General features: G+C 55.1%; 19 protein-coding genes. 15 read left to right on the plus strand and 4 right to left on the minus strand.

Annotated elements, in window-relative coordinates; all coding sequences use genetic code 11:
- Positions 1-2 precede the first annotated feature (2 nt).
- The 8 genes from IDH45_RS29880 to IDH45_RS29915 all read left to right on the plus strand — a co-directional run bounded on the left by IDH45_RS29880 (position 3) and on the right by IDH45_RS29915 (position 9,047).
- The gene (locus tag IDH45_RS29880; RefSeq protein WP_190931815.1) at positions 3-1,439 is read left to right on the plus strand and encodes a bifunctional metallophosphatase/5'-nucleotidase; all 1,437 of its coding nucleotides are present in this window, start codon (positions 3-5) and stop codon (positions 1,437-1,439) included.
- A gap of 17 nt (positions 1,440-1,456) precedes the next feature.
- Positions 1,457-2,284 carry an undecaprenyl-diphosphate phosphatase gene (locus IDH45_RS29885; RefSeq protein ID WP_190931816.1) on the plus strand — a complete coding sequence of 276 codons (828 nt, stop codon included), beginning with the start codon at positions 1,457-1,459 and terminating at the stop codon, positions 2,282-2,284.
- Positions 2,285-2,440: 156 nt separating this feature from the next.
- Complete coding sequence (locus tag IDH45_RS29890) at positions 2,441-3,556, plus strand: HD-GYP domain-containing protein (RefSeq protein WP_190931817.1); 1,116 nt, start codon at positions 2,441-2,443, stop codon at positions 3,554-3,556.
- Positions 3,557-3,668: 112 nt separating this feature from the next.
- Entirely contained in the window at positions 3,669-4,796 is a 1,128-nt protein-coding gene (yfkAB, locus tag IDH45_RS29895; RefSeq protein ID WP_190931818.1) for a radical SAM/CxCxxxxC motif protein YfkAB, read from the plus strand.
- Between the two features lie 129 nt (positions 4,797-4,925).
- Positions 4,926-6,269, plus strand: a complete 1,344-nt coding sequence (locus IDH45_RS29900) for a hemolysin family protein (protein ID WP_190931819.1) — start codon at positions 4,926-4,928, stop codon at positions 6,267-6,269.
- 15 nt (positions 6,270-6,284) lie between these two features.
- Positions 6,285-7,331 carry a sporulation integral membrane protein YtvI gene (ytvI, locus tag IDH45_RS29905; protein WP_190931820.1) on the plus strand — a complete coding sequence of 349 codons (1,047 nt, stop codon included), beginning with the start codon at positions 6,285-6,287 and terminating at the stop codon, positions 7,329-7,331.
- Between the two features lie 87 nt (positions 7,332-7,418).
- Positions 7,419-8,249, plus strand: a complete 831-nt coding sequence (locus tag IDH45_RS29910) for an undecaprenyl-diphosphate phosphatase (RefSeq protein ID WP_190931849.1) — start codon at positions 7,419-7,421, stop codon at positions 8,247-8,249.
- A 204-nt stretch (positions 8,250-8,453) separates the two neighbouring features.
- Positions 8,454-9,047, plus strand: a complete 594-nt coding sequence (locus IDH45_RS29915; protein WP_317891313.1) for an acetamidase/formamidase family protein — start codon at positions 8,454-8,456, stop codon at positions 9,045-9,047.
- 121 nt (positions 9,048-9,168) lie between these two features.
- On the opposite strand, the gene IDH45_RS29920 is transcribed toward IDH45_RS29915, so the two are convergent.
- Positions 9,169-10,794 (minus strand): response regulator, encoded by a 1,626-nt coding sequence (locus IDH45_RS29920; RefSeq protein WP_190931822.1) that lies wholly within the window; start codon positions 10,792-10,794, stop codon positions 9,169-9,171.
- Positions 10,772-12,601: a cache domain-containing sensor histidine kinase gene (locus IDH45_RS29925; protein WP_190931823.1), complete on the minus strand. Its 1,830-nt coding sequence runs from the start codon at positions 12,599-12,601 to the stop codon at positions 10,772-10,774. The genes IDH45_RS29920 and IDH45_RS29925 overlap by 23 nt, the downstream gene beginning before the upstream one ends.
- A 164-nt stretch (positions 12,602-12,765) precedes the next feature.
- Here IDH45_RS29925 and IDH45_RS29930 point away from each other — a divergent pair, with 164 nt between their 5' ends.
- The 6 genes from IDH45_RS29930 to IDH45_RS29955 all read left to right on the plus strand — a co-directional run bounded on the left by IDH45_RS29930 (position 12,766) and on the right by IDH45_RS29955 (position 17,979).
- On the plus strand, positions 12,766-13,635 hold the full coding sequence (locus IDH45_RS29930) for a carbohydrate ABC transporter permease (protein ID WP_190931850.1): 870 nt from the start codon (positions 12,766-12,768) through the stop codon (positions 13,633-13,635).
- Positions 13,635-14,468 carry a carbohydrate ABC transporter permease gene (locus IDH45_RS29935; RefSeq protein ID WP_190931824.1) on the plus strand — a complete coding sequence of 278 codons (834 nt, stop codon included), beginning with the start codon at positions 13,635-13,637 and terminating at the stop codon, positions 14,466-14,468. The genes IDH45_RS29930 and IDH45_RS29935 overlap by 1 nt, the downstream gene beginning before the upstream one ends.
- Positions 14,469-14,622: 154 nt before the next feature.
- Complete coding sequence (locus tag IDH45_RS29940) at positions 14,623-15,921, plus strand: ABC transporter substrate-binding protein (protein ID WP_190931825.1); 1,299 nt, start codon at positions 14,623-14,625, stop codon at positions 15,919-15,921.
- Positions 15,922-16,761: 840 nt separating this feature from the next.
- A complete protein-coding gene (locus IDH45_RS29945; RefSeq protein WP_190931851.1) occupies positions 16,762-16,983 on the plus strand; it encodes a spore coat associated protein CotJA in 222 nt (73 codons plus the stop codon).
- 3 nt (positions 16,984-16,986) lie between these two features.
- Positions 16,987-17,250, plus strand: coding sequence for a spore coat protein CotJB (locus IDH45_RS29950; RefSeq protein WP_190931826.1), 264 nt, complete (start codon positions 16,987-16,989; stop codon positions 17,248-17,250).
- A 159-nt stretch (positions 17,251-17,409) separates the two neighbouring features.
- Entirely contained in the window at positions 17,410-17,979 is a 570-nt protein-coding gene (locus IDH45_RS29955; protein ID WP_190931827.1) for a manganese catalase family protein, read from the plus strand.
- Between the two features lie 236 nt (positions 17,980-18,215).
- Here the strand turns inward: IDH45_RS29955 and IDH45_RS29960 are convergent, their stop codons facing one another.
- Positions 18,216-19,040, minus strand: coding sequence for a phytanoyl-CoA dioxygenase family protein (locus IDH45_RS29960; RefSeq protein WP_190931828.1), 825 nt, complete (start codon positions 19,038-19,040; stop codon positions 18,216-18,218).
- An 84-nt stretch (positions 19,041-19,124) separates the two neighbouring features.
- Here IDH45_RS29960 and IDH45_RS29965 point away from each other — a divergent pair, with 84 nt between their 5' ends.
- A complete protein-coding gene (locus IDH45_RS29965; RefSeq protein WP_190931829.1) occupies positions 19,125-19,970 on the plus strand; it encodes a helix-turn-helix domain-containing protein in 846 nt (281 codons plus the stop codon).
- A 110-nt stretch (positions 19,971-20,080) separates the two neighbouring features.
- On the opposite strand, the gene IDH45_RS29970 is transcribed toward IDH45_RS29965, so the two are convergent.
- On the minus strand, positions 20,081-20,848 hold the full coding sequence (locus IDH45_RS29970) for a sugar phosphate isomerase/epimerase family protein (protein ID WP_190931830.1): 768 nt from the start codon (positions 20,846-20,848) through the stop codon (positions 20,081-20,083).
- Positions 20,849-20,924: the final 76 nt, after the last annotated feature.

A 20,924-nucleotide genomic window follows, 5' to 3' on the forward strand; every position in this document is an offset into this window, starting at 1 on the left:
GCATGGACGACAAAAAGCTGGTCCTTCTGCATACAAACGATATCCACAGTCACTTCGAACGGATGCCCCAAGTCGGGTCCGCTTTGGAACAGCTGCGAAGCCGTCAAAGGTCCTCGGAGCTGATCGTCATCGACTGCGGAGACCATATGGACCGGATGCGGCCCGAAACCGAGGGCAGCTCCGGCCTTGCCAATATTGCGGTGCTGAATGCAACCGGCTACGATCTCGTCGTTCCCGGCAACAACGAGGGATTGACCTTTACTCCGGAGCAGCTCGGTGTTGCTTATACCCAGAGAAACGGGTTCTCAGTCGTATGCGGCAATTTATCCGATAAAGACACAGGCGAGGCGCCGCCTTGGATGGAGCCGTACCGGATACTGGACAAAAACGGGCTGCGAGTAGGCATCATCGGACTGACCGCCTATTATCCCGACTTTTACACACTGCTGGGCTGGAATATCTCCGATCCCTACGAGACCGCCGTCCGGCTGACGGAGCTGCTGCGTCCCGATGTGGACGTACTGGTCGTCGTCTCCCATCTCGGCCTGATGCACGATAAAGCGATGGCCGAGCAAATCAACGGCATCGATGTCATCCTTGGCAGCCATACTCATCATTTGCTGGAGGAGCCGCTGTTTCTGAACGGTACTTACATCGCCGCCGCAGGCTGCTTCGGTAAACATGTGGGCGAGCTGGAGTTCGCCTACAGGATGGCGGATAAGCAACTGCGTTTAGTCAAAGGGTTGATCTGGGAGACGGATCGGTTTCCGCCTTCGGCCCGGCTCGAGACGATTATCGCCGAGGAGGAGCAGAGAAGCAGCGACAGGCTGACCCTGGCCGTAGCACGCCTCGAACAGCCGCTGTACATACGATGGGAATCGGAATCGCCTCTGGGCAATTTGCTGGCGTCGGGTCTGCGCAACTGGACGGGGGCCGAGATCGGCCTTGTGAATGGGGGCCAGATTTTGCAAAGCTTGGAGGAGGGGACGGTCACGCAATACCGGCTGCTGGAAATATGTCCGCCGCCGATTAATCCGTGCCTGATCCGTCTGCCCGGACACGAGCTGCGCCTTGCGCTGGAAGAAGCTTTGCTGGACGAGTTCATCCTGAAACCGATCAAAGGGTTCGGCTTCCGAGGCAAGCTGCTCGGAACGCTGTGCGTCTCCGGTTTGCGCATCGAATATGCCGCGGAAGCGGAGCCTTACCGGAAAATCCGCAGCGTAACGGTAAACGGCGAATCGCTCGATGAACAGCGAATGTATAACGTCGGCACGATCGATATGTTTACGTTCGGGATCGGCTATATGTCGCTTAGCCGCGGACAAATCGTTCAGTATTATTTGCCGGAGTTTATTCGGGACGTGCTGGGCGACCAGCTTCAAAACGAAGAGGAGCTGCAGCTCTGCTCCGATCGCAGCTGGTTTCCGGTAAGCGATTAACGCTTAGGGGGGATGGCATGTTCAGTTTGTGGGTGGCGTTTATTATCGGGGTGGTGGAAGGGCTGACCGAGTTTTTGCCGGTATCTTCGACGGGGCATATGATTCTGGTTGGCAATATGCTGGAGTTTACCGGGGATAAAGCGGAGACGTTCGAGGTCGTCATCCAGCTCGGCGCGATTCTCGCTGTGGCGATCATTTACTGGAGGCGGGTGCTTCGGCTGTTCGGCTGGCGCGATTCGCAAGCTCCGGCTGCAGGTTCGGGTTCAGCGAGACGGCTCAACCTGCTGCATATAGGGCTGGCGATCGTGCCCGCGCTCGGGCTCGCTTTCGTATTCCGTGACTACATCAAGCTGTTGTTCATGCCGGAGACGGTAGTGATCGGTCTGATCGCCGGCGGGATTTTTATGATGATTGGGGAAAAGCAGCAGCCTGCCATAACTGCGGGCGATATGGACCAGTTGACGTACCGTCAGTCGTTTTTTATCGGGATGGCCCAATGTTTATCGTTATGGCCCGGATTTTCCCGTTCGGGGGCGACGATTGCGGGCGGGATGCTGGCAGGGGCGAGCAGGGCGGCGGCCGCGGACTTTACGTTTCTGATCGCCATCCCTGTCATGTGCGCGGCAACCGGCTACGAGCTGTTGAAAAACGCCGGTACGATGACCGCGGGGGATATCGGCTTTTTGGCGGTCGGCTTCGTCGTAGCGTTTGTCGTTGCGCTTCTGGCCGTCGTTACGTTCATTAAGCTTGTAGGCAAGCTGAAGCTGACTTATTTCTCTTATTACCGGTTTGCGCTCGCTGCAATTGTACTGATATATATGTATACGATCGGTTTTCCCGGTTGAAAAAAGGAAAGAATCGTTAAAATGATGCCAATTTCCTAGTTCTAAAGTCCTTAAATTTTTGTCGAACTGTGAGGTTTCTTGTTGCTCTTTTTACAACAATTCGATACATTAATAAAGGATACAACGAGAAAACGATGAAGAGACGTGGGGAAACAAATGAGGCTTGTACCGATCGAGTGGTGCCGTCCGGGCATGCGGCTTGCAAAAAAAGTGTTCAACGAGGAAGGTCTCGTGCTGCTGGCCGAACATGTGGAGCTGACTCAAAGGATGGTCGAACGTCTCGCCTTGTACGGAATCCCCCATCTGTATATTGAAGACGAACGGACAGACGATGTTGTCATCAGAGACGCGATTACGGTGGAAACGAGACGGATGGCGATGGGTGTCATCCGCACGAATTTTAAGCGTGTGATGTTGGATTCGTTGCCGCGCCGTGCGGCGTACCAGCCTTATATGGGCAAATCGTTTATGGAAGCCTTGAGGATGATCATCGACGATCTCAGTGAAAATCCGGGCGCCATGATAATGCTGACCGACATAAGCATCACGGACATGTATTTGTACCAGCATTCGCTGAACGTATGCATATACGCGACGATGCTCGGTCTGGCGGACGGATATTCCAAAAACGATCTGACGATGCTCGGTCTGGGAGCGCTGCTGCACGATATCGGGAAGACCAAGCTTCCGACGGATATTTTGAAGAAACCCGGGAGGCTGCTGGACTCCGAGTTCGAAACGATGAAGCGTCATACGGAATACGGGTACCGGCTGCTGAAGGACGAACCGAACATTCCGCTGTTATCGGCACATTGCGCCTTGCAGCATCATGAGCGGCTGGACGGCAGCGGATATCCGAGAGGAATCAGAGGGGAAGAAATCCACGATTTCGCCAAGTGGATCGGGCTGGTGGACTCCTATGACGCCATGACGACGAACCGGGTGTACAGAGCGGCGATGCTGCCGCATCAGGCGATGGAAGTGCTGTATACGGGCGCCGATTCGCTTTACGAGAAAAGCAAGGTGGAGCATTTCCGCGATCGGGTGGCGATTTACCCGCTTGGGGCTACCGTTACTTTAAATACGGGCGAGACGGGGGTCGTGGTGGACGTCAACAGCCAATTCGCTCAGCGTCCGATTGTCCGCATCCTGGAAGACCAAGAAGGTCAAACGTTGAAAGAGCCTTATGAAATCGATCTTTCCACCCATTTGTCCGTTATTGTGACAGGCATCGGCAACGTCCAGGTGGCGGAGCCTATCAAATTTACATAAGATCCCGTTACGAATCGCTGCCCATGGGCCGATCGTAGCCCGGGGTTTTCTTTTTTTCACGCTTTCGGGTAAAATGGGAAGGATAAGGAACAGTCAGGTGGGGAAAGGCAAGATGAACGATTACGAACAGGCGGCGATCTTGAAGCCGATTACGCCGGAGTACGATCCTTGGGATCCGATCCGGTCGCTGCGGCAGCATGGACGTCATGTGCTGACAAGCGTTGAATTTACAGTTACCAATTTATGTAATATGCGCTGCGAGCATTGTGCAGTCGGGGATGCTTTGACGATGACCGAAGGAGCCCGTATTCCGATTGCCGATCTGATCCGCAGACTTGATGAAGTGGAGCATCTTGAGACGATCAGCATTACCGGAGGCGAGCCTTCTTACTTGGAGAAGACGGTCAAGGAGTATATCGTTCCGCTGCTGAAATACGCAAGAGAACGCGGCGTGCGGACGCAGATCAACTCGAATGTAACGCTTGACCTGTCCAGATATGAGAGGATGGCGCCTTATCTCGACGTCATGCACATTTCCTTCAACTACACCGATGCGGACGATTTTCATCGCGTCGGCTTCGTGCATGCCGGGCATCCGGTCGGCCGCGACACCGCCGTCAAAATGTACGAGCGGATGATCGATAATGCCAGGGCGCTCAGCAAAGGCGGCATGTTCGTATCGGCGGAGTCGATGATCAATTTCCGGACACATGAGAAAATCGTGGATATTCATCGTCTGATCGGGGAGATGGGCTGCGTGCGTCATGAAGTGCATCCGATGTATCCGAGCGCGTTCGCGGCGAACTTGCCGAAGCTGTCGCTGGAGGAGATTCGCGCTTCGATTCACCGGCTGCTGGACGGGCGCGATCCGGACATGTGGATGCTGTTCGGGACGCTGCCGTTTTTCGCATGCGGCGGCGAAGAAGCCGATCTCGAGCTTGTCCGCAGAATGCGCAGCGAGCCGAAAGTAACTGTGCGCAACGACCCGGACGGACGCAACCGGCTGAACGTGAACATGTTTACCGGGGACGTTTTCGTAACCGACTTCGCGGATTTGTCTTCGCTCGGCAACGTGGCGACCGATTCGCTCGACGGTATTTTCGATAAATGGCTGGAGCATCCGCTTAGCCGGATGGTCAATTGTCACTGCGATGCAGTTGCCTGCTGCGGTCCGAATTTGCTCGTGGCGGACGCTTATTACCGCGATGTCGACTTTATGAAGCGCCGGGCGATCGTTTGAGGCAGGTTCGGTACGGTTAAGTAGTTAAAAAAGCTGTAACCTGAAAGCGTCGTTTAACGTCTAACTATACGGACAGACAGCTGAGCCGCAAAAGGGAGGAATCTCCGGAGCAACCTCGGAGAGTATACAATGGAAACGGAATTTCATTGGAACGAACTGCTTTTGTACATGGTGCTCGTCCTGGTTCTCGTCTTTTTAAACGGTTTTTTCGTAGCGGCCGAGTTTGCCCTGGTTAAAGTACGGCAATCCCGTCTGACGCAGCTTGTGAATGAAGGAAACGGCAAGGCCAAATATGCGCTGGCGGTAACCAAAAAGCTGGACGCCTATTTATCCGCCACACAGCTCGGCATTACGCTGGCGTCACTCGGGCTTGGCTGGGTCGGAGAACCGGCCGTATCCCGGCTGCTCGTCGAGCCGCTGCTCGCCAAGTTCGGCGCAGGCGACGCGGTATGGAGCCACACCGTATCGTTTGCCATCGCCTTTTCCGTTATTACGTTTTTGCATATCGTGCTGGGGGAGCTCGCTCCCAAATCGTTGGCCATTCAAAAGTCGGAAGGCACCTCAATGTGGCTATCCGCTCCGCTTATGCTGTTTTACAAACTGTTCATGCCTGCAATCTGGGTGCTGAACGGTGCGGCCAACAAGCTGCTGAAGCTGTTCGGCGTTCAGCCCGCTTCGGAGCGGGAGGCGGCGCATACGGAGGAAGAAATCCGGATTCTGATGAATCAAAGCGCGAAAAGCGGACATATCGACCAAGACGAGATGGCGCTGTTTGACAATATATTCGAATTTTCCGAGCGGCTGGCGCGCGAAGTGATGGTTCCCCGGACCGATATGGACTGTTTGTATCTCGAACAGCCGTTTAACGAAAGCTTAAAGACCGCTTACGCCTCCAAGCATACGCGTTATCCGGTCGCCAGCGGCGACAAAGACCGGATCGTCGGTTTCGTGCATATTACCGATCTTCTGACAGCCGATCCCGACGAGGAGCATGATCTGAGGACGATCCTCCGCCCGATTCTGACCGTTCCGGAGTCGATGGAAGTGAGCCACGTGCTGCGCCTGATGCAGAAGCAGCGGTCGCAGATTGCAATAGTAATCGACGAATACGGGGGAACGGCGGGGCTTGTGACGATCGAGGATATTCTCGAGGAGATCGTCGGCGAGTTAATGGACGAGTTCGATGAGGGACGTCCGAGCGTGGAAGTGAACGGCCTGGTCACTTCGGTCGACGGGCGCATGCTGCTTGAGGATATTAACGATATGCTGAATACGGCGATCGAGGATGCGGAGGTCGACTCCGTCGGAGGCTGGCTGTTCAAGCAGCTCGAAGGCGTGCCGGTCAAAGGCAGCCGAGTGCAGCATGACGGCTATACGTTCGAAGTGGCGGAAGTAGACCGATTGCGAGTGGTCCGGGTACATATTACACGAGATCCAACCGCCGAACCTGCTGCAAATCTATACGTCGATTAAGGGGAGCGGTGCCTAGTGTCCATCAAAGCGGTCGTCGCCATACTTGCCGGCGCCGTAGTGTTATACGGATTGTTTACGATCGGCATGCCGTTTCTGGCGGCCATCGTTATCGCGATGTTTCTGGACGGGCCGATCCGGGCAATGATGCGGATATTCCGGTTGAACCGGGTAGCGTCGGCTACGATCGTCTGTACGTTGTTTACGCTCCTGCTGTTCGGTCTCGCTTACCTGATCGGGGCGGGCGTCGTCTCCCAACTTGTCGAGCTGTGGACCAAAGCTCCGGTATTTTTGGACGAGTTCAACAAAATGTTCAAGGATGCGACCGAGAGGACCGAGCTGTTCTACAACTCGCTGCCGGCTGATGTCGCCGTACAGGTGCAAACGACGCTGGCGAACAGCGTAGCGACAATTACCTCGACGATCGCGGGCATGATCAAAAGCATATCCGGTTATTTTATCGAAGCGGCCAAAGCGGTTCCGAACCTGTTCGTCGCGTTTATCGTCTTTATGGTCGCCTTGTATTTGGTCAACTACAGCTTGCCGGTATTGAAGACTCAGTTTCTCGGGCTGTTCGAGCAAAAGTCTCGCGGCAAGGTAGATGAAGTGATGGGCAATTTGCGCAGCTCCATATTCGGCTTCCTGAAGGCGCAAATTATATTGAGCGCCCTGACCTATCTCGTCTCGCTGCTGGGACTTCTCATTCTCCGGGTGGAGTACCCGCTAGCGATTGCGCTTCTGATTGTTATCGTCGACGTGCTGCCGATTCTCGGAACGGGCTCGTTCCTCGTGCCTTGGGCGGTCTACGTGCTCATAAAGGGAAATGTGCCGTTGGCGATCGGGTTGGTTGCGTTGTTCCTCGTCATCACGATATTCCGGCGCATCGTGGAACCGAAAATACTCGGCGATTCGATCGGCATCGGCGCTTTGCCTACGCTCGTTGGATTGTACATCGGCTTTAAGCTGGTTGGCGTAGTTGGGTTGTTCCTAGGACCGATCGTCATTATGATCTATAAGGAAATGCGCAAGGTCGGCTTAATCAAGTTTAATATCAAGCTGGAATGAACGACGGGAACGCATGACGGGCCGCCATAGGCGGCTCTTTTCGCGAAATAGCGCGCGCTGGAAACTTTAGGAGAGGTGAGAGTCGGTTTGAGCTTCTGGGACTTTTTTGTAGCGTTAGTATTAGGGATTGTGGAAGGGTTGACCGAGTTTGCGCCCGTATCGTCAACGGGACATATGATTCTGGTGGACGATCTGCTGCTGCATTCGAAGGAGCTGTTCCCGGCTTCGGTAGCCAACTCGTTTAAGGTCGTCATCCAGCTGGGCTCGATTCTCGCCGTGGTGATCGTGTTCAAGGACCGCTTTCTCGACATGTTCGGCTTGCGCAGGAAAAGCGGCGGCGCGGCGAAAGGCGGACCGAGACTGAAGCTGGCGCAAGTCATCGTCGGCCTGATCCCGGCCGGGGTTATCGGCGTTTTGTTCGAAGATTATATCGACACCTACTTGTTCTCCATCAAAACGGTATTGATCGGTCTCGTCGTCGGCGGGGTGCTGATGATTGTCGCCGACCGCTTCCGCCCGCGCGTGCCCAAAGCGGACACGGTCGATAAAGTAACGTACAAGCAGGCGTTCGGCATTGGCCTGTTCCAGTGTCTCGGCATGTGGCCCGGTTTTTCCCGTTCCGGCTCGACCATATCCGGGGGCGTTCTGCTTGGTCTGAGTCACCGCGCCGCTTCCGACTTCACGTTTATTATGGCGGTACCGATCATGATGGGGGCGAGCGTCATCTCGCTGTACAAACATTGGGATTCGTTTACCGCAGAAGCTTTGCCGTTTTTTGCGGTCGGTTTTGTGAGCGCGTTTATTTTTGCCCTGATCTCCATCCGGTTTTTCCTGAAATTGATCCAGCGGATCAAGCTGGTTCCTTTTGCAATCTACCGTTTCGTACTGGCGGCTTTAATTGCACTTGTCTATTTTTAATAAATAAGCCGGTCCGGTGACGCTGATGCCCGAACCAACCCGCCACGATCCTGATGAGCCCCCAAGCGCTCCGGGATCGTGGTTTTTGCTATGCAGCGAAAATAGGGAGATGGCTGGCAATCATGATATAGTGTAAGGGAAGCGCATGTGCCCGATAGTTAACCGAATAAGCTGATTAATAGCGAAAGTCTAAAGTCATGAAACGTGAAAAGGACGGGATGCACGCATGACCACTCACCGATTTGTGCCGGAAGTATACTGGAATACGATCGGTTCTCACGCACCCTCGCTGTACGCTGCTTCGGCGTCGCGCCTGCGCGGGGGCAAGCGATCTCCACCTCTACGTCCGGAGAGCACGGGGGCAATATGGATTACAGAGGGTTCGTTGCCGGCGTAACCGCCTACTTTCCTGTATTCGCTGAAGGGGCGCTGCTTCATCTCGGCGACGGGCATGCGCTGCAGGGGGATGGGGAGATCGCGGGGACGGGGCTGGAAATCTCGATGGCGGTGAAGTTCGAGGTCCGGGTTCTAAAAGGCGGAAGGACCCGCTGGCCGCGGGGCGAGACACCCGACTGCATCTTCACGGTCGGCAACGCAAGGCCACTTGATCAGGCGCTGCAGCATGCTACGACGGAGATGCTCCGCTGGCTGACGGACGGGTACGGGATGACGATGCAGGAAGCGAGTCAACTGCTCGGCCAAGCGGTGGAATACGACGTGGCCAACGTTTATAATCCCGCCTATTCGATGGTGTGCAAGATAAGCAAGCGGTTGCTGCCGGACGTTACAGCCATATAAAGGAATGCCGGGAGGAACTGGTCGCGTTGGCAGGGCGGCTGTCTTCCCGGCTATTTGTTCGTTTCAGCTTTATGGCGTGGGAAAGCGTCAAGCCCCGTTCGGAACCTCTTTCCCCCGTCTTCTAGGCTTCGCCGCTTTGCTTTTTCCGGTATTCCATCGGCGTCACTCCAAACGCCTTTTTGAACACTTTGCTGAAATATTTCTCGTCCTCGTAACCGGTCATCCGGGCGATTTGCACGATCTTCAGATCCGGATGCAGCAGCAGCGTCTTCGCTTGTTCCATCCGATGGCGCAAAATGTAGTCGCTGATCGTTTCTCCGAACTCCTGCTTAAACCGGCGCGACACGTATTCGCGGCTTAAATAAAAGTGCGAGGCGATGTCCTGCACACTGATGTCCCGATCGATCCGCTGCTGCACATAACGGGCGATCTCGTACACCAGATTGTTTTCCTGGTGCGCCGCATGACGGAGAAATTCCGACAAGCGGATCAGGCTCGCGGCAAGTTCACCGCCCCACTTCTCCAGCGACAACAGCCCTTGTTCGTTCAAAGGGACAGGTAGTTCGGCCGATTCGACCGGGAAGCGGGTGTCCGTATCGTCGGCGGGGAACAGCTCCTTGACCCAGCGTGACTTCAGGACATGGAATTCGTGACGCCACAGCTCCAGATGGTCCAAGGTGACGACGCTTCGGCTGGAGACTTCCGTAATCCACGCTTGAACCGCTTCCCTGATCTTCTCCTGACTTGCGCTGCGTATGGCGACTCTCATCAGGTCCTCGAAGTCGCTGAAATGAATCTCGGCTGGACGATGCTTCTCCTTCGGGTCATCCGCATGAATCCACCCTGTACGATTCAACAAATTGCGATGCCGCAGCGCCGATTCCGCCTGTGCGAACGATTCCTTGAGAGCGGAAGGGAAAGGCAGGCTGCCGCCGAGTCCGAATTCGACGCGTGCGCCGAAGGCCCGGTAAATCCCGTCGTTAATCGACTCCAGCAAGCGGGGCGTGCGTTCCGGAGATCCCCAGTGAACGAGAACGACCGGATGACGGCTGCTCCAGTAACGGAAGGCGAAGCCTTGCCTCGGCTGTTCGTTCATCAGCTCGTTGCCGATGTTGGCCAGGCTGAACTGCAGCAGCTCGGTTTGCGCCGCGAACTTGTCCCGCAGCTTGCCGTGCAGCGTATCGAACGCGATCGCAGCCACTCGGCAAGGGGTGCCTTCGCGAAGCTCGGGATATTCCTGCTCGAACCAGGCTTTCTCCGCGTAATAGGAGGTAGTCTCCCCGATCAGGCTGGAAAATAGTTTGTCGGCATACACCGGCAGGAGCGAGTTCATCCGGATCGAACTGAGCTGCAAATTGAGCCGCGCTCTTTCCGCTTCGTTCCAGCTGCGAACCGCCTTCTCGGTAATTTCCAGCAGCTGCTCCGCGTCAATCGGCTTCAGCAAGTAGTCCATGCCGCCGTATTTGACCGCTCCCCGCATAAACTCGAAATCGTCGTGGCCGCTGATCACGATCGTCCGGCAATCCGGAGCGTTGTCCTGAATCCAGCGGAGCAGCGAGATCCCGTCCATATTCGGCATCATCATGTCCGTATAGACGATCTGCGGCTTCTCGGCTTCGATGAGCGCCGCGGCGGATACGCCGTCGGACGCCTCCAGCACGGTGTCGATCCCGTAATCGTTCCAGTCGACGAGCAGCTTGATGGCGTCCCGCACATGTTTCTCGTCATCCACGATCAGCACTTTCATCGTTTGCCTCCTTTCCGTCGCACGGGATCGACAGAGTCACTTTGAAGCCGTGCGGCTTCACATTTTCTATATCCATCGCCGCTTCTTCGCCGTGCAGCAGCTTGAGCCGGGACAAGACGTTCAGCAGCCCGATGCCGCCGCCGTCCTCCTGCTCCGAATCGGCGTCGCTGCCGATTCCGGCTCTGCGCAGCAGTAGCTTTATTTCATTCAGCCGTTCCGTCTCGGCCCCTCTACCGTTGTCTTCGACTGAGACGATCAGCCGTCCATCATCCGCCGTGCGGCTTCGCACGGTAATGATCCCTACTGATACGGACGAAGGCTCGAAGCCGTGCTTGAAATAATTTTCCACGACGGGCTGGATGAGCATCTTGGGCACTTGGATATTCAGCGTCTTGTCGTCAAGCTCCAGCTTGAGCGAAACCTGTCCGTCGAACCGATGGCTCTGCAGGTCCACATACGACCGGATATGGTCGATTTCTTTGGCAAGCGGCACGGAGGTTTCGGTCGTATTCATACTGTACCGCATCATTTTGCCGAGCGAGGAGATCAGCTTGTAGATGTTCGGCGCATTCATCTGCAGGGCGAGCGTTCCGATCGATTGCAGCGAATTGTACAGAAAATGCGGATGGATTTGAGCTTGCAGCGCCTTGAGCTGATTGGTCCGGTTGGCCAGCTCGAGCCGGTATTCCTTGACGATCAGATTGTTGATATGCTCCATCATCGAGCCGAACCGGGCGGCCAATATCCCGAACTCGTCCTTCCGTTTCATATCGATATCGACGTTCATATTTCCCTTCTGGATGACGCTGATATAACCGAGCAGACGTTTGATCGGAGCGGTGAACATAAAGGCGGCTCCTACCGTAACGAGTACCGACAAAACCGAGAAAGCGGCGAGAACGAACGTATTGATCCGGGTCAGGTCGCGCGCCTGCTTATAGAGCAAGTCCTCGGGTATTCGTTTGACGATCGTCCAATCCATATAGCTTGTAGTCATTTTGTCATACACCTGGATGCCCTTGAAGCCGCCCTCATTCCAAGCGAGACTGCCCGAGTCATCCGGCTGTGCCAGCAGATGCGCGATCCAGCCGTCGCCGGGACGCTGCCCCCATGCCCCTTCGTCGGGCCCGTACAGGATGGAGCCCGCCGAATCGAGGATGTATAGCTGCTCGCGAGTCCGGTCGTACATGCTTTCGAGCATCGTGCTCAGGCCTCTCATATTGATGTCGACCGATAAAGTGGCCAGTTCCTCCTCCGTTCCCGGGACGCTCCGGACGCTCCGGTGCATCGTCATGACGACGGCGGGCCCGACGTAAGTAGGGACGGCAAAGCCGTACTGATGGCTGGGGTGCGGCGGTTCGATGACGACTTCGGACTTGGAGAAGTCGGGACGGACCGGGCTCGGCTCGACGGGGACGCGTTGAAACAGCGAATTGATCAACAGATAAGGCTGCTTCGCCTTGTTCAGATACAAGTACACCTGATACATGTCGCTGGCCGCATTGGTCATGTGCATAAGCGCCCGGTACGTTTCCTTGTCGCTCAAATAGTCCGTCGCTCCGGACAAAATGATGCTGTTCAGCTTCTCGTCGTTGTACACCGTCAGGGTAGCCTGGTGCACGGTGTCCATATAGTGTTTGATATTTTCTTTGCCTTGCACGAGCAGGGCCGAGGTGACGCCGATTCGCTCCTGGGTTACCGTCTGTTTCGTATAGCCGTACGTAATCAGAATCGAAGTGGAGAGCGGGACGACGACGGCCGCGAGCAGGATGGCGATTAATTTATTGCGAATACTTGTCCGAAACAAGGCGACACCTCGCTTTTTGTCTCCCGAATGAGCAACACGTCATGAAGTTCCACCAAATGCGTCACGAACTTCCATTTTGCACGGGGCGGTTCGGGTTTAAGATACAAGTATGGGAACAATGAAGTAGAACCACAAGGAGGTCGACCAAGATGAGACGGAACAAAATGCTGCGCGATATGTCGCTGCAAGCCTTCTTTGTCGGTCCGGCGACGCTGGCGTTTGCGGTCATCGTCCTGCTGCCGTTTCTGATGAGCATCTATTATTCCTTTACCGAATGGAACGGCGTCAGCTCAGACATGAAATGGGTCGGGATCGCGAATTATACAACCATCTTAACCGAAGACGACTCGTTTCTCCACTCTTTCGGCTTTACCGCCAGATTCACGGTGGCCAGCGTCGTATTGACGAACGTTTTGGGATTTTTGCTGGCGCTGCTGCTCACTCAGGCATTAAAGACGCGGAACGTGCTGCGTACGATCTTTTTCATGCCGAACGTGATCGGCGGACTGCTGCTCGGATTCATCTGGCAGTTTATTTTTGTCAAAGGGTTCGCTACGATCGGCGAGATGACCGGCATCGGATTTTTTCAACTGCCATGGCTCGGCGATGCGGCTACCGGCTTCTGGGGGCTGATTATCGTCAGCGTCTGGCAAAGCGCCGGGTACCTGATGATCATCTACATTGCCGCCCTGAGCAACGTGCCGAAGGACGTCACCGAAGCGGCGCGGATCGACGGCGCTACCCGGCTGCAGATGCTGCGTCATATTACCGTTCCGCTTATTATGCCTGCTGTAACGGTCTGTTTATTTCTCGCAATCTCGTGGGCGTTTAAAATGTTCGATCTGAACATGTCGCTGACCAAGGGCGGGCCGTTCGGATCGACGGAATCGATCGCGATGAACATTTACCAGGATGCGTTCCGCAACAACCAGCTCGGGCTCGGGTCGGCCAAATCGGTTATTTTCTTCGCTGCGGTAGCGCTTGTCACATTGCTGCAAGTCAGCTTTACGAAAAAACGGGAGGTGGAGGCGTAATGCAAACGAGAGCGTATTCGGGCCGGACGCTGCTGCTGGAGCTGATGGCGCTTGTGCTGGCGCTGCTGTTTCTGGCTCCCTTCTACTTCGTCATCGTCAACTCGTTCAAAAGCTTTGGCGACTTGCTCGTCAATTCGGCCAACCTGCCGAAGTCGCTCCACTTTGAGAATTACAGCCGGGTATGGGAGATTACGCAGTTTCCGAAGGTGTTTACGAATTCGCTGATCATCACGGTGGCGAGCAATATCGGTCTGGTATTGATCAGCTCGATGGCTGCTTACCGGATGGTGCGCGTACCAAGCAGGCTGAACAAGCTGCTGCTGCTCGGCTTCGTATCGGCGATGGTCATTCCGTTCCAGTCGGTGATGATCCCGCTCGTACGCGTAGCGGATTGGCTGAATCTGATGGATAATCGTCTCGGTCTCGTCATTTGTTATTTCGGGTTTGGGGTATCGCTTAACCTGTTTTTGTACCACGGCTTTATCAAGTCGATTCCGCTGGAGGTTGAAGAATCGGCCGTGGTGGACGGCTGCTCGCCGTTCGGCGTGTTTTGGCGGATCGTATTCCCGCTGCTGAAGCCGATGACCGTTACGATCGTGCTGCTCAACAGCCTGTGGATCTGGAACGACTTCCTGCTGCCGCTGCTTATTCTGTCCAGTCCGGATCTGCGCACGATTCCGCTTGCCACGTATTCGTTCTTCGGTCAGTATACGAAGCAGTGGGACTTGGCGCTCGCCGGTCTCGTCCTCAGCGTCACGCCGATCGTGATCTTTTTCCTTGCTATGCAGCGTCACATTATTGAGGGCATCACGGCCGGTTCCGTAAAAGGGTAAGACGCAAGCGGCGACCGGCGGCGGACAGGGGAGGGCAAATCACATTTTTCCCCCTTTTCGTTCATTCGCGTCGGTGTCGGTCTTCGGCTAACCGCTTTACAATGAAGGTAATCCACAACCAATAAACATATACAGAAAAGGGAGGAAATGAACGATGAACAAACGTTTCGCTACATTCGGACTGATTGGCACCTTGCTCCTTTCTGTGGTCGTTGCCGGCTGCGGCCAAAAAGATCAGCCTTCTGCCGGGGGTCAAACCGGGGAAGACGGCAAAAAAAATGTAACGATTAAAATGTTCCAGTTTAAAGTGGAAATTGCCGAACAGCTCGCCAAGCTGGCTAAAGAGTATGAAAGCGCAAACCCTGGGGTGAAAATCCAGATCGATACCGTCGGAGGCGGCGCGGACTATGGGGCGGCGCTCAAAGCGAAGTTCAGCTCCGGCGACAAACCGGATATTTTCAATAACGGCGGCTTTACCGACCTCGATCTGTGGCTGGAGCATCTGGAGGACTTGTCCGACCAGCCTTGGGTGAAGGACGTCGTCGAAGTGGCGAAAGAACCGATGACCAAAGACGGCAAGCTGTATGGTCAACCGCTTAACCTGGAAGGTTACGGATTTCTGTACAACAAAGAGCTGTTCGCCCAGGCGGGCATTACCGAGCTGCCGAAGACGCTTACCCAGCTGGAGGAGGCGGCCAAAAAGCTGCAGGCCAAAAACATTACGCCGTTCGTGAACGGCTACGGGGAATGGTGGGTGCTCGGCAATCATTTCGTCAACCTGCCGTTCGCTTATCAGTCGAACCCGAACAGCTTTATCGACAGCTTGAACAAAGGCACCGGGAAGATGACCGGCAACGAAACGTTTAACAACTGGGTGAAGCTGTTCGATCTCCAATTGAAATACGGCAACGCTAATCCGCTGCAAACGGACTACAACACGCAGGTGACCACCTTCGCAACAGGCAAAGCCGCTATGACGCAGCAGGGCAACTGGACGCAAGTGCAGCTGACGAAGACGAACCCGAACCTGAAGGTCGGCTTCCTGCCGATGCCGATCAGCGACGACGCGACGGCTAACGACAAGCTGCCGGTCGGCGTGCCGAACAACTGGGTCATTAACAAAAACTCGGCTGTGAAGGACGAAGCGAAAAAGTTTTTGAACTGGATGGTTACGTCGGATGTCGGCAAAAAGTATATTACTCAGGAGTTCAAGTTTATCCCGGCATTCAAAACGATTACAGCCGACGAAGCAACCCTCGGACCCTTGGCGGCCGATATTATGAAGTACGTCAAAGACGAAAAAACGCTCACCTGGAACTGGTTCAAATTCCCGAGCGGCGAAGCTTCGAGCAAAAAGTTCGCGGATGCGATGCAGGCGTATGTCGCCAAGCGGATGACGAAGGAACAAATGTTCGACGAGTTCCAGAAGACGTGGGACAGCTTGAAGAAATAAGGTGTTCTAGAGATAGGGATGCGCCCCCGGGAGACTTGATAGGGTCTTTCGGGGGTTTTTGTGTTTGTAGATGTAATGCTTCGGCGGGCATCGGAAGTTTCGGGAAGTCTCAGAAAGCCTCAGAAAGCCTCAGAAAGCCTCAGAAAGCCTCGGAAAGCCTCAGAAAGCCTCAGTCCCACGAAAACCCTGGCCCTTCGGTCCCCTTTAGTACCCTCGGGCCACCTTCGGCAATCTCAGCACCCTCGGTACCCCGCCATCCTCAGCACCCTCGCCACCCTCAGCGCCCCCGGCCCCCTCGTTCCCTTTGGCTCACTTTAGCCCCCTCAGTCCGCCTTGGTCCGCTGATCTTACCTGGGCCTCCCCGGCCCACCTTGGTAACCCCCGCCCCCTCGGCTAACGAATCATGCTGCGCTTATTTGCGGGAAATGCTGGCATTATAGATCTAACGAACCTGTGTAGTCTTATGGAGCGAATCATAGCCGAAATAGAGAAGTATACAGGGAATAACGACTCTGGGGTTCCTAACAACTTCAGATCGCCGTTTTTTGATCCAATAGTAGTTACGGAGTTCGTTAAAGCAACGTCTTAGGGGGCACAGTCCGGGTGTTTCTCCGTTTTTTTAATGGGACTAACAAGTTTTCTGGGCTTTGCTCATAAGGTATATAAGTTTAACACCCCGTTACTCCTTGAAGGAGGCAGATTCCTTTGGAACAGATGCAACCCATGCAACCCATGCAACCCATGCAACAGATGCAACAGATGCAACAGATGCAACAGATGCAACCCATGCAACCCATGCAACCCATGCAACCCATGCAACCCATGCAACCCATGCAACCCATGCATTCCCCGGCGCAGCATTCCCAGTGGCGCGTCTATTATCCGTTCGTGGGGCCGTGCGATCCGTGCCCGCCGATTTTGAAAAAATGGTATGTCATTCCGCCTAACGTCACGATGCCGGTACAGCCGCCCGGTCTTCCGCAGTTTACTCCGCAGGAAGCGCTCAGGGCCGGTACGTTATGGCCCGCTTATTACAGTCCGTATAACGGCAGGAGAGGATAAGCGATGGAAAAGAAACTGGACGATCGTTATTATGAGCTGCTTCGCACCTTGCAGGAGGCCGACTTCGTGCTTATTGAATTGACGCTGTACCTGGATACGCATCCGAACGACTTGCAGGCGATTCAGCAATTCAACCAGATGGCGGTGCATCGCAGGCAAATTGCCTGTGAATACGAGAGCGAGTACGGTCCGCTGCTTCAATACGGCCTAAGCTTCAGCCGGTATCCGTGGGATTGGATAAACACGCCTTGGCCTTGGCAGGTTTAGTGGGGCGAGGGGAAGACGGATGCTGATGCCCGGTTCATGTATCATGAGCCGTAATCGTGCCGCCACGGGAGCAGGTATGACGGTGAAACATAGGGCCGAACAGGCACTTTGCCGGTATCCGAACGGTTCGGTGCCATTTGTAGAGGAGGATGGCGAGGCATGTGGATTTATGAGAAAAAGCTGCAGTATCCCGTCCGGGTAAGCAAGTGTGACCCGCAAATGGCGAAATTCCTGCTGGAGCAGTATGGCGGGGCGGATGGCGAGCTGGCTGCGGCGCTCCGGTATTTGAATCAGCGGTACAGTATTCCTGATAAAGTGATCGGATTACTTACTGATATTGGAACGGAAGAGTTTGCCCATCTCGAAATGATCGCCACCATGGTCTACAAGCTGACGAAGGACGCTACGCCGGAAATGATGAGGGCGGCCGGACTCGGCGATCATTATGTCGCCCACGACAACGCGCTGTTTTATCAGAATGCGTCGGGCGTTCCGTGGACGGCGGCCTACATACAGGCCAAGGGTGATCCGATCGCTGATCTCTACGAAGATATTGCGGCGGAAGAGAAGGCGCGGGCGACGTACCAATGGCTGATCGATATAACGGATGATGTAGATTTGCAGGACGGCTTGAAGTTTTTGCGCGAACGGGAAATCATTCATTCGCTCCGCTTCCGCGAGGCGGTGGAGATTTTGAAGGAGGAGCGGGACGCTCAGAAGGTGTTTTAAGGAGGTGCGGTCGCGGCTCCCGAAAAAGGTCAGGGGCTGCCTCAACATGTTCACATGCATGGGGAGGTCCCCCTCCTCAAAGGAAAAGACCTCAAGTTCCACTGTAATGTGGGGGTTGAGGTCCTTTTCGTGAGGAAAATCAGTGCTAAGTGGGGCACAATACATCGCAAATTGACTGTGGAGACAGCCCCTTTGCCGCAAAGCGATAATCCGGGAGAGCGTTTTTTATAGAAAGATCAATGAGGCCCTTGAGCCTCCGGGAATTCCGATCCGCAAGGGCCGCTTTCTTCGTTCCAGGTCATATCCAGCGCTTCTCCGTCCCGGGTATACAGCGGATTGTAGTATTTGCCGATTTTCGTCGTGGAGATGCCGGTGTAGTGGCATATAAACGAACGTCTGAACCGGTCCTTCGACGTGTTCGGATAAGAGCCGTGGATCAGGCTGCCGTTAAAAAACAACACGTCCCCGGCTTGTAGCCGGGCCGGTATGGCTTGCAGCCCTTCAGGCACGGTAACCTCTTCTTTGGAAAACGATACGGCGGAATCGGCTTCGTGCGGGCATTCGATTCCGAGCGCGTTCGTTTTCGGGACGAGCTGGATGCCCCCGTTCTCCTCGTCGGAAGGGTCGACGGCCGTCCAGGCGGCGATGCAGGTGCCCGGTTCGACCTTCAAATAAAAATTATCCTGATGAAGCGCCTGCCCGCGGGCGCCCGGCGGCTTGAAATAAAACATGCTCTGGGCGGCGTAAGCCTCCTCCCCGAACAATTCGGCGAGAACATCCATCACGCGGGGATCGAGCATGTAGCTTTTGGCCGCTTCGTTGATCCGGTGCGGGTGCATCATCCGCGGATACACTTTCAGCATATCCCCTCCGGCTTCCTCGGGCAGAACGGCACGGAAGCAATTCGGGATCGTACCTTTGGCATGGAGTTCGCTGAAGGTTGCTTTCATTTCCTCGACTTCAGTTGCGCTGAACAATCCCCGGACGATTAAATACCCCTCTTGACCAAACTGCTGTTTTTGCTGTTCGGTAATCGTCATTGCTTGCTGTTGTTTTGACATCGTCATCCCTCCGCGGTTATGATCGGATTAACGTTCCTGTGCTTTTATTGTAGCGGCATGGACCCCCTGGAAGGAATGGTGGAAATGTTCGATTACCTGGACGATCCTGCTATCCGCGATCAGCACGAGCACAAATCCGGCCGGCTCCTGGCCGATCACTTCCGCGTACCGTTCGGTTACAGCACAAGGCGTTCCAAAGGCTCGCAGGATTGGCTGCTCACCTATACGATATCCGGCTCCGGCGTATTCAAAATCGGCGACGACATTCGCCCGTGCGATGCCGGTGCTGCGGTGCTGCTTCCGCCGGGAACGCCCCATTTGTATGCGACGCAGGAGGGCTCCGTCTGGGAGTTCGTATGGGTGCATGTCGTGCCTCCGCCTCATTGGAGCGGACTTTTGCAGCTGCCCCGGTCTTATGGAGGACTGGTCTATATTCCGATTGGGGAAGAGGCGGTAAGGCGGCGGCTCATGGACGCCTTCCATAGAACGATTCGCGACAGCAAGGATCTCCATCCCTATTCCGCCGAGCTTGCGATGACGGGGGTGGAGGAGCTATTGCTGCTGCTGAACCGGGAGCAGCGCCGTACGTCCGCTCCTGCCGTCGATCCGCGGGTATCGGAGGTGCTGCATATCCTGATGCACCGGATGAACGAACCGCATTCCATCGCAGCTCTTGCCCGCGGCGTTAACCTGTCGCCCTCCCGGCTTGCGCATATGTTCAAGGAGCAGGTAGGCGAGTCGATCATCGATACGCTCAATAAGATTCGTTTGCGCCAGGCGTCCCGGCTGCTGCGGTTTACAACGCTTCAAGTGAATGAACTTGCGAGGGAAGTCGGGTTTCAGGACCCGTTTTATTTCACGAAGCAGTTTAAAGCTTTCTACGGGATCAGTCCAAGCGAATATCGGCGGCAGAGCTCTGATCCCGGCTAGTCGTATCCGCATCGCCGCGCCAAATAGGAAAGGGACGTTACCCTCATAGAGGAACGTCCCTTCCTGGCTTATTGATACATCTGCTGCCGATGAAGCCCGGCAGAACCGGATTAAAACTCCGCGCCAAGCGCCTTCAAGTTCCTTGCGCTTACCGCGAGGCAGTCGAACGGATCGCGGCCGTAGCAGTTATCCTGCTCGACGGCGCCCCACTCGACTCCGGTAGCGGTGCAAGCGTCGAGGATGCCGCGGAAGTTCATGTTGCCTTCGCCGACTTCGGCGAAAAGCCGTTCGCTGCTGGCGTTGACGATAAAATCTTTCAGATGGATGACCTGCATCCGTCCGTCCACCTTGCGAATCCATTCGATCGGATCGGCTCCGCCGGCTTGTACCCAGTGAACGTCCAGCTCGAAGCCGAACGCGTTGCTGTCCGACTCGTCGAACAAAATGTCCATGCCGGATTTTCCATCGAATTTGCAAAACTCAAACGCATGGTTATGATAAACGAAGGTGAGTCCGGCTTCTTTCAGACGGCGGGCGATATCCGAAGCTTTTTTAGCGAATTCGACATAACCTTCGGCACTTGTCCGGTATTCCCCGGGTAAACCGCCGATTCCGACATAGCGGCAGTCCCACAGCTTGTGCTGCGCGATAACGGCATCCAGATCGTTCTCCATATTTGCGAACGGAATATGAGTTGCGCAAATATTCAGACCGACCCGGTCGCAAATGTCTTTCAGCGCCTGATCCCCGATCGGGCCGAGACCCGACACTTGCACGGCGTTGTAGCCGATATCCTTCACTTTTTGCAAGGTGACGGCGATATCTTCTTCGGTTTTCAAAAAGTCGCGAAGCGTGTAAAGTTGTGCCGCGATTCTCATGAGCGCGTACCTCCCGGTAATTCCGGTGCGTGTGATCGGCAGATCTGCATCCGGTAAATAGTTCAGTGGCTCTCTG

Source organism: Paenibacillus oceani (assembly GCF_014705615.1).
Lineage (GTDB): Bacteria > Bacillota > Bacilli > Paenibacillales > NBRC-103111 > Paenibacillus_AB > Paenibacillus_AB oceani.

What these genes read in the sequence shown, in the direction of transcription:
- IDH45_RS29880 (WP_190931815.1), top strand. Translation starts at nt 3, where the DNA reads ATGGACGACAAAAAGCTGGTCCTTCTGCATACAAACGATATCCACAGT.
- IDH45_RS29885 (WP_190931816.1), top strand. Translation starts at nt 1,457, where the DNA reads ATGTTCAGTTTGTGGGTGGCGTTTATTATCGGGGTGGTGGAAGGGCTG.
- IDH45_RS29890 (WP_190931817.1), top strand. Translation starts at nt 2,441, where the DNA reads ATGAGGCTTGTACCGATCGAGTGGTGCCGTCCGGGCATGCGGCTTGCA.
- yfkAB (WP_190931818.1), top strand. Translation starts at nt 3,669, where the DNA reads ATGAACGATTACGAACAGGCGGCGATCTTGAAGCCGATTACGCCGGAG.
- IDH45_RS29900 (WP_190931819.1), top strand. Translation starts at nt 4,926, where the DNA reads ATGGAAACGGAATTTCATTGGAACGAACTGCTTTTGTACATGGTGCTC.
- IDH45_RS29920 (WP_190931822.1), bottom strand. Translation starts at nt 10,794, where the DNA reads ATGAAAGTGCTGATCGTGGATGACGAGAAACATGTGCGGGACGCCATC.
- IDH45_RS29930 (WP_190931850.1), top strand. Translation starts at nt 12,766, where the DNA reads ATGCTGCGCGATATGTCGCTGCAAGCCTTCTTTGTCGGTCCGGCGACG.
- IDH45_RS29935 (WP_190931824.1), top strand. Translation starts at nt 13,635, where the DNA reads ATGCAAACGAGAGCGTATTCGGGCCGGACGCTGCTGCTGGAGCTGATG.
- IDH45_RS29940 (WP_190931825.1), top strand. Translation starts at nt 14,623, where the DNA reads ATGAACAAACGTTTCGCTACATTCGGACTGATTGGCACCTTGCTCCTT.
- IDH45_RS29945 (WP_190931851.1), top strand. Translation starts at nt 16,762, where the DNA reads ATGCATTCCCCGGCGCAGCATTCCCAGTGGCGCGTCTATTATCCGTTC.
- IDH45_RS29950 (WP_190931826.1), top strand. Translation starts at nt 16,987, where the DNA reads ATGGAAAAGAAACTGGACGATCGTTATTATGAGCTGCTTCGCACCTTG.
- IDH45_RS29955 (WP_190931827.1), top strand. Translation starts at nt 17,410, where the DNA reads ATGTGGATTTATGAGAAAAAGCTGCAGTATCCCGTCCGGGTAAGCAAG.
- IDH45_RS29960 (WP_190931828.1), bottom strand. Translation starts at nt 19,040, where the DNA reads ATGTCAAAACAACAGCAAGCAATGACGATTACCGAACAGCAAAAACAG.
- IDH45_RS29965 (WP_190931829.1), top strand. Translation starts at nt 19,125, where the DNA reads ATGTTCGATTACCTGGACGATCCTGCTATCCGCGATCAGCACGAGCAC.
- IDH45_RS29970 (WP_190931830.1), bottom strand. Translation starts at nt 20,848, where the DNA reads ATGAGAATCGCGGCACAACTTTACACGCTTCGCGACTTTTTGAAAACC.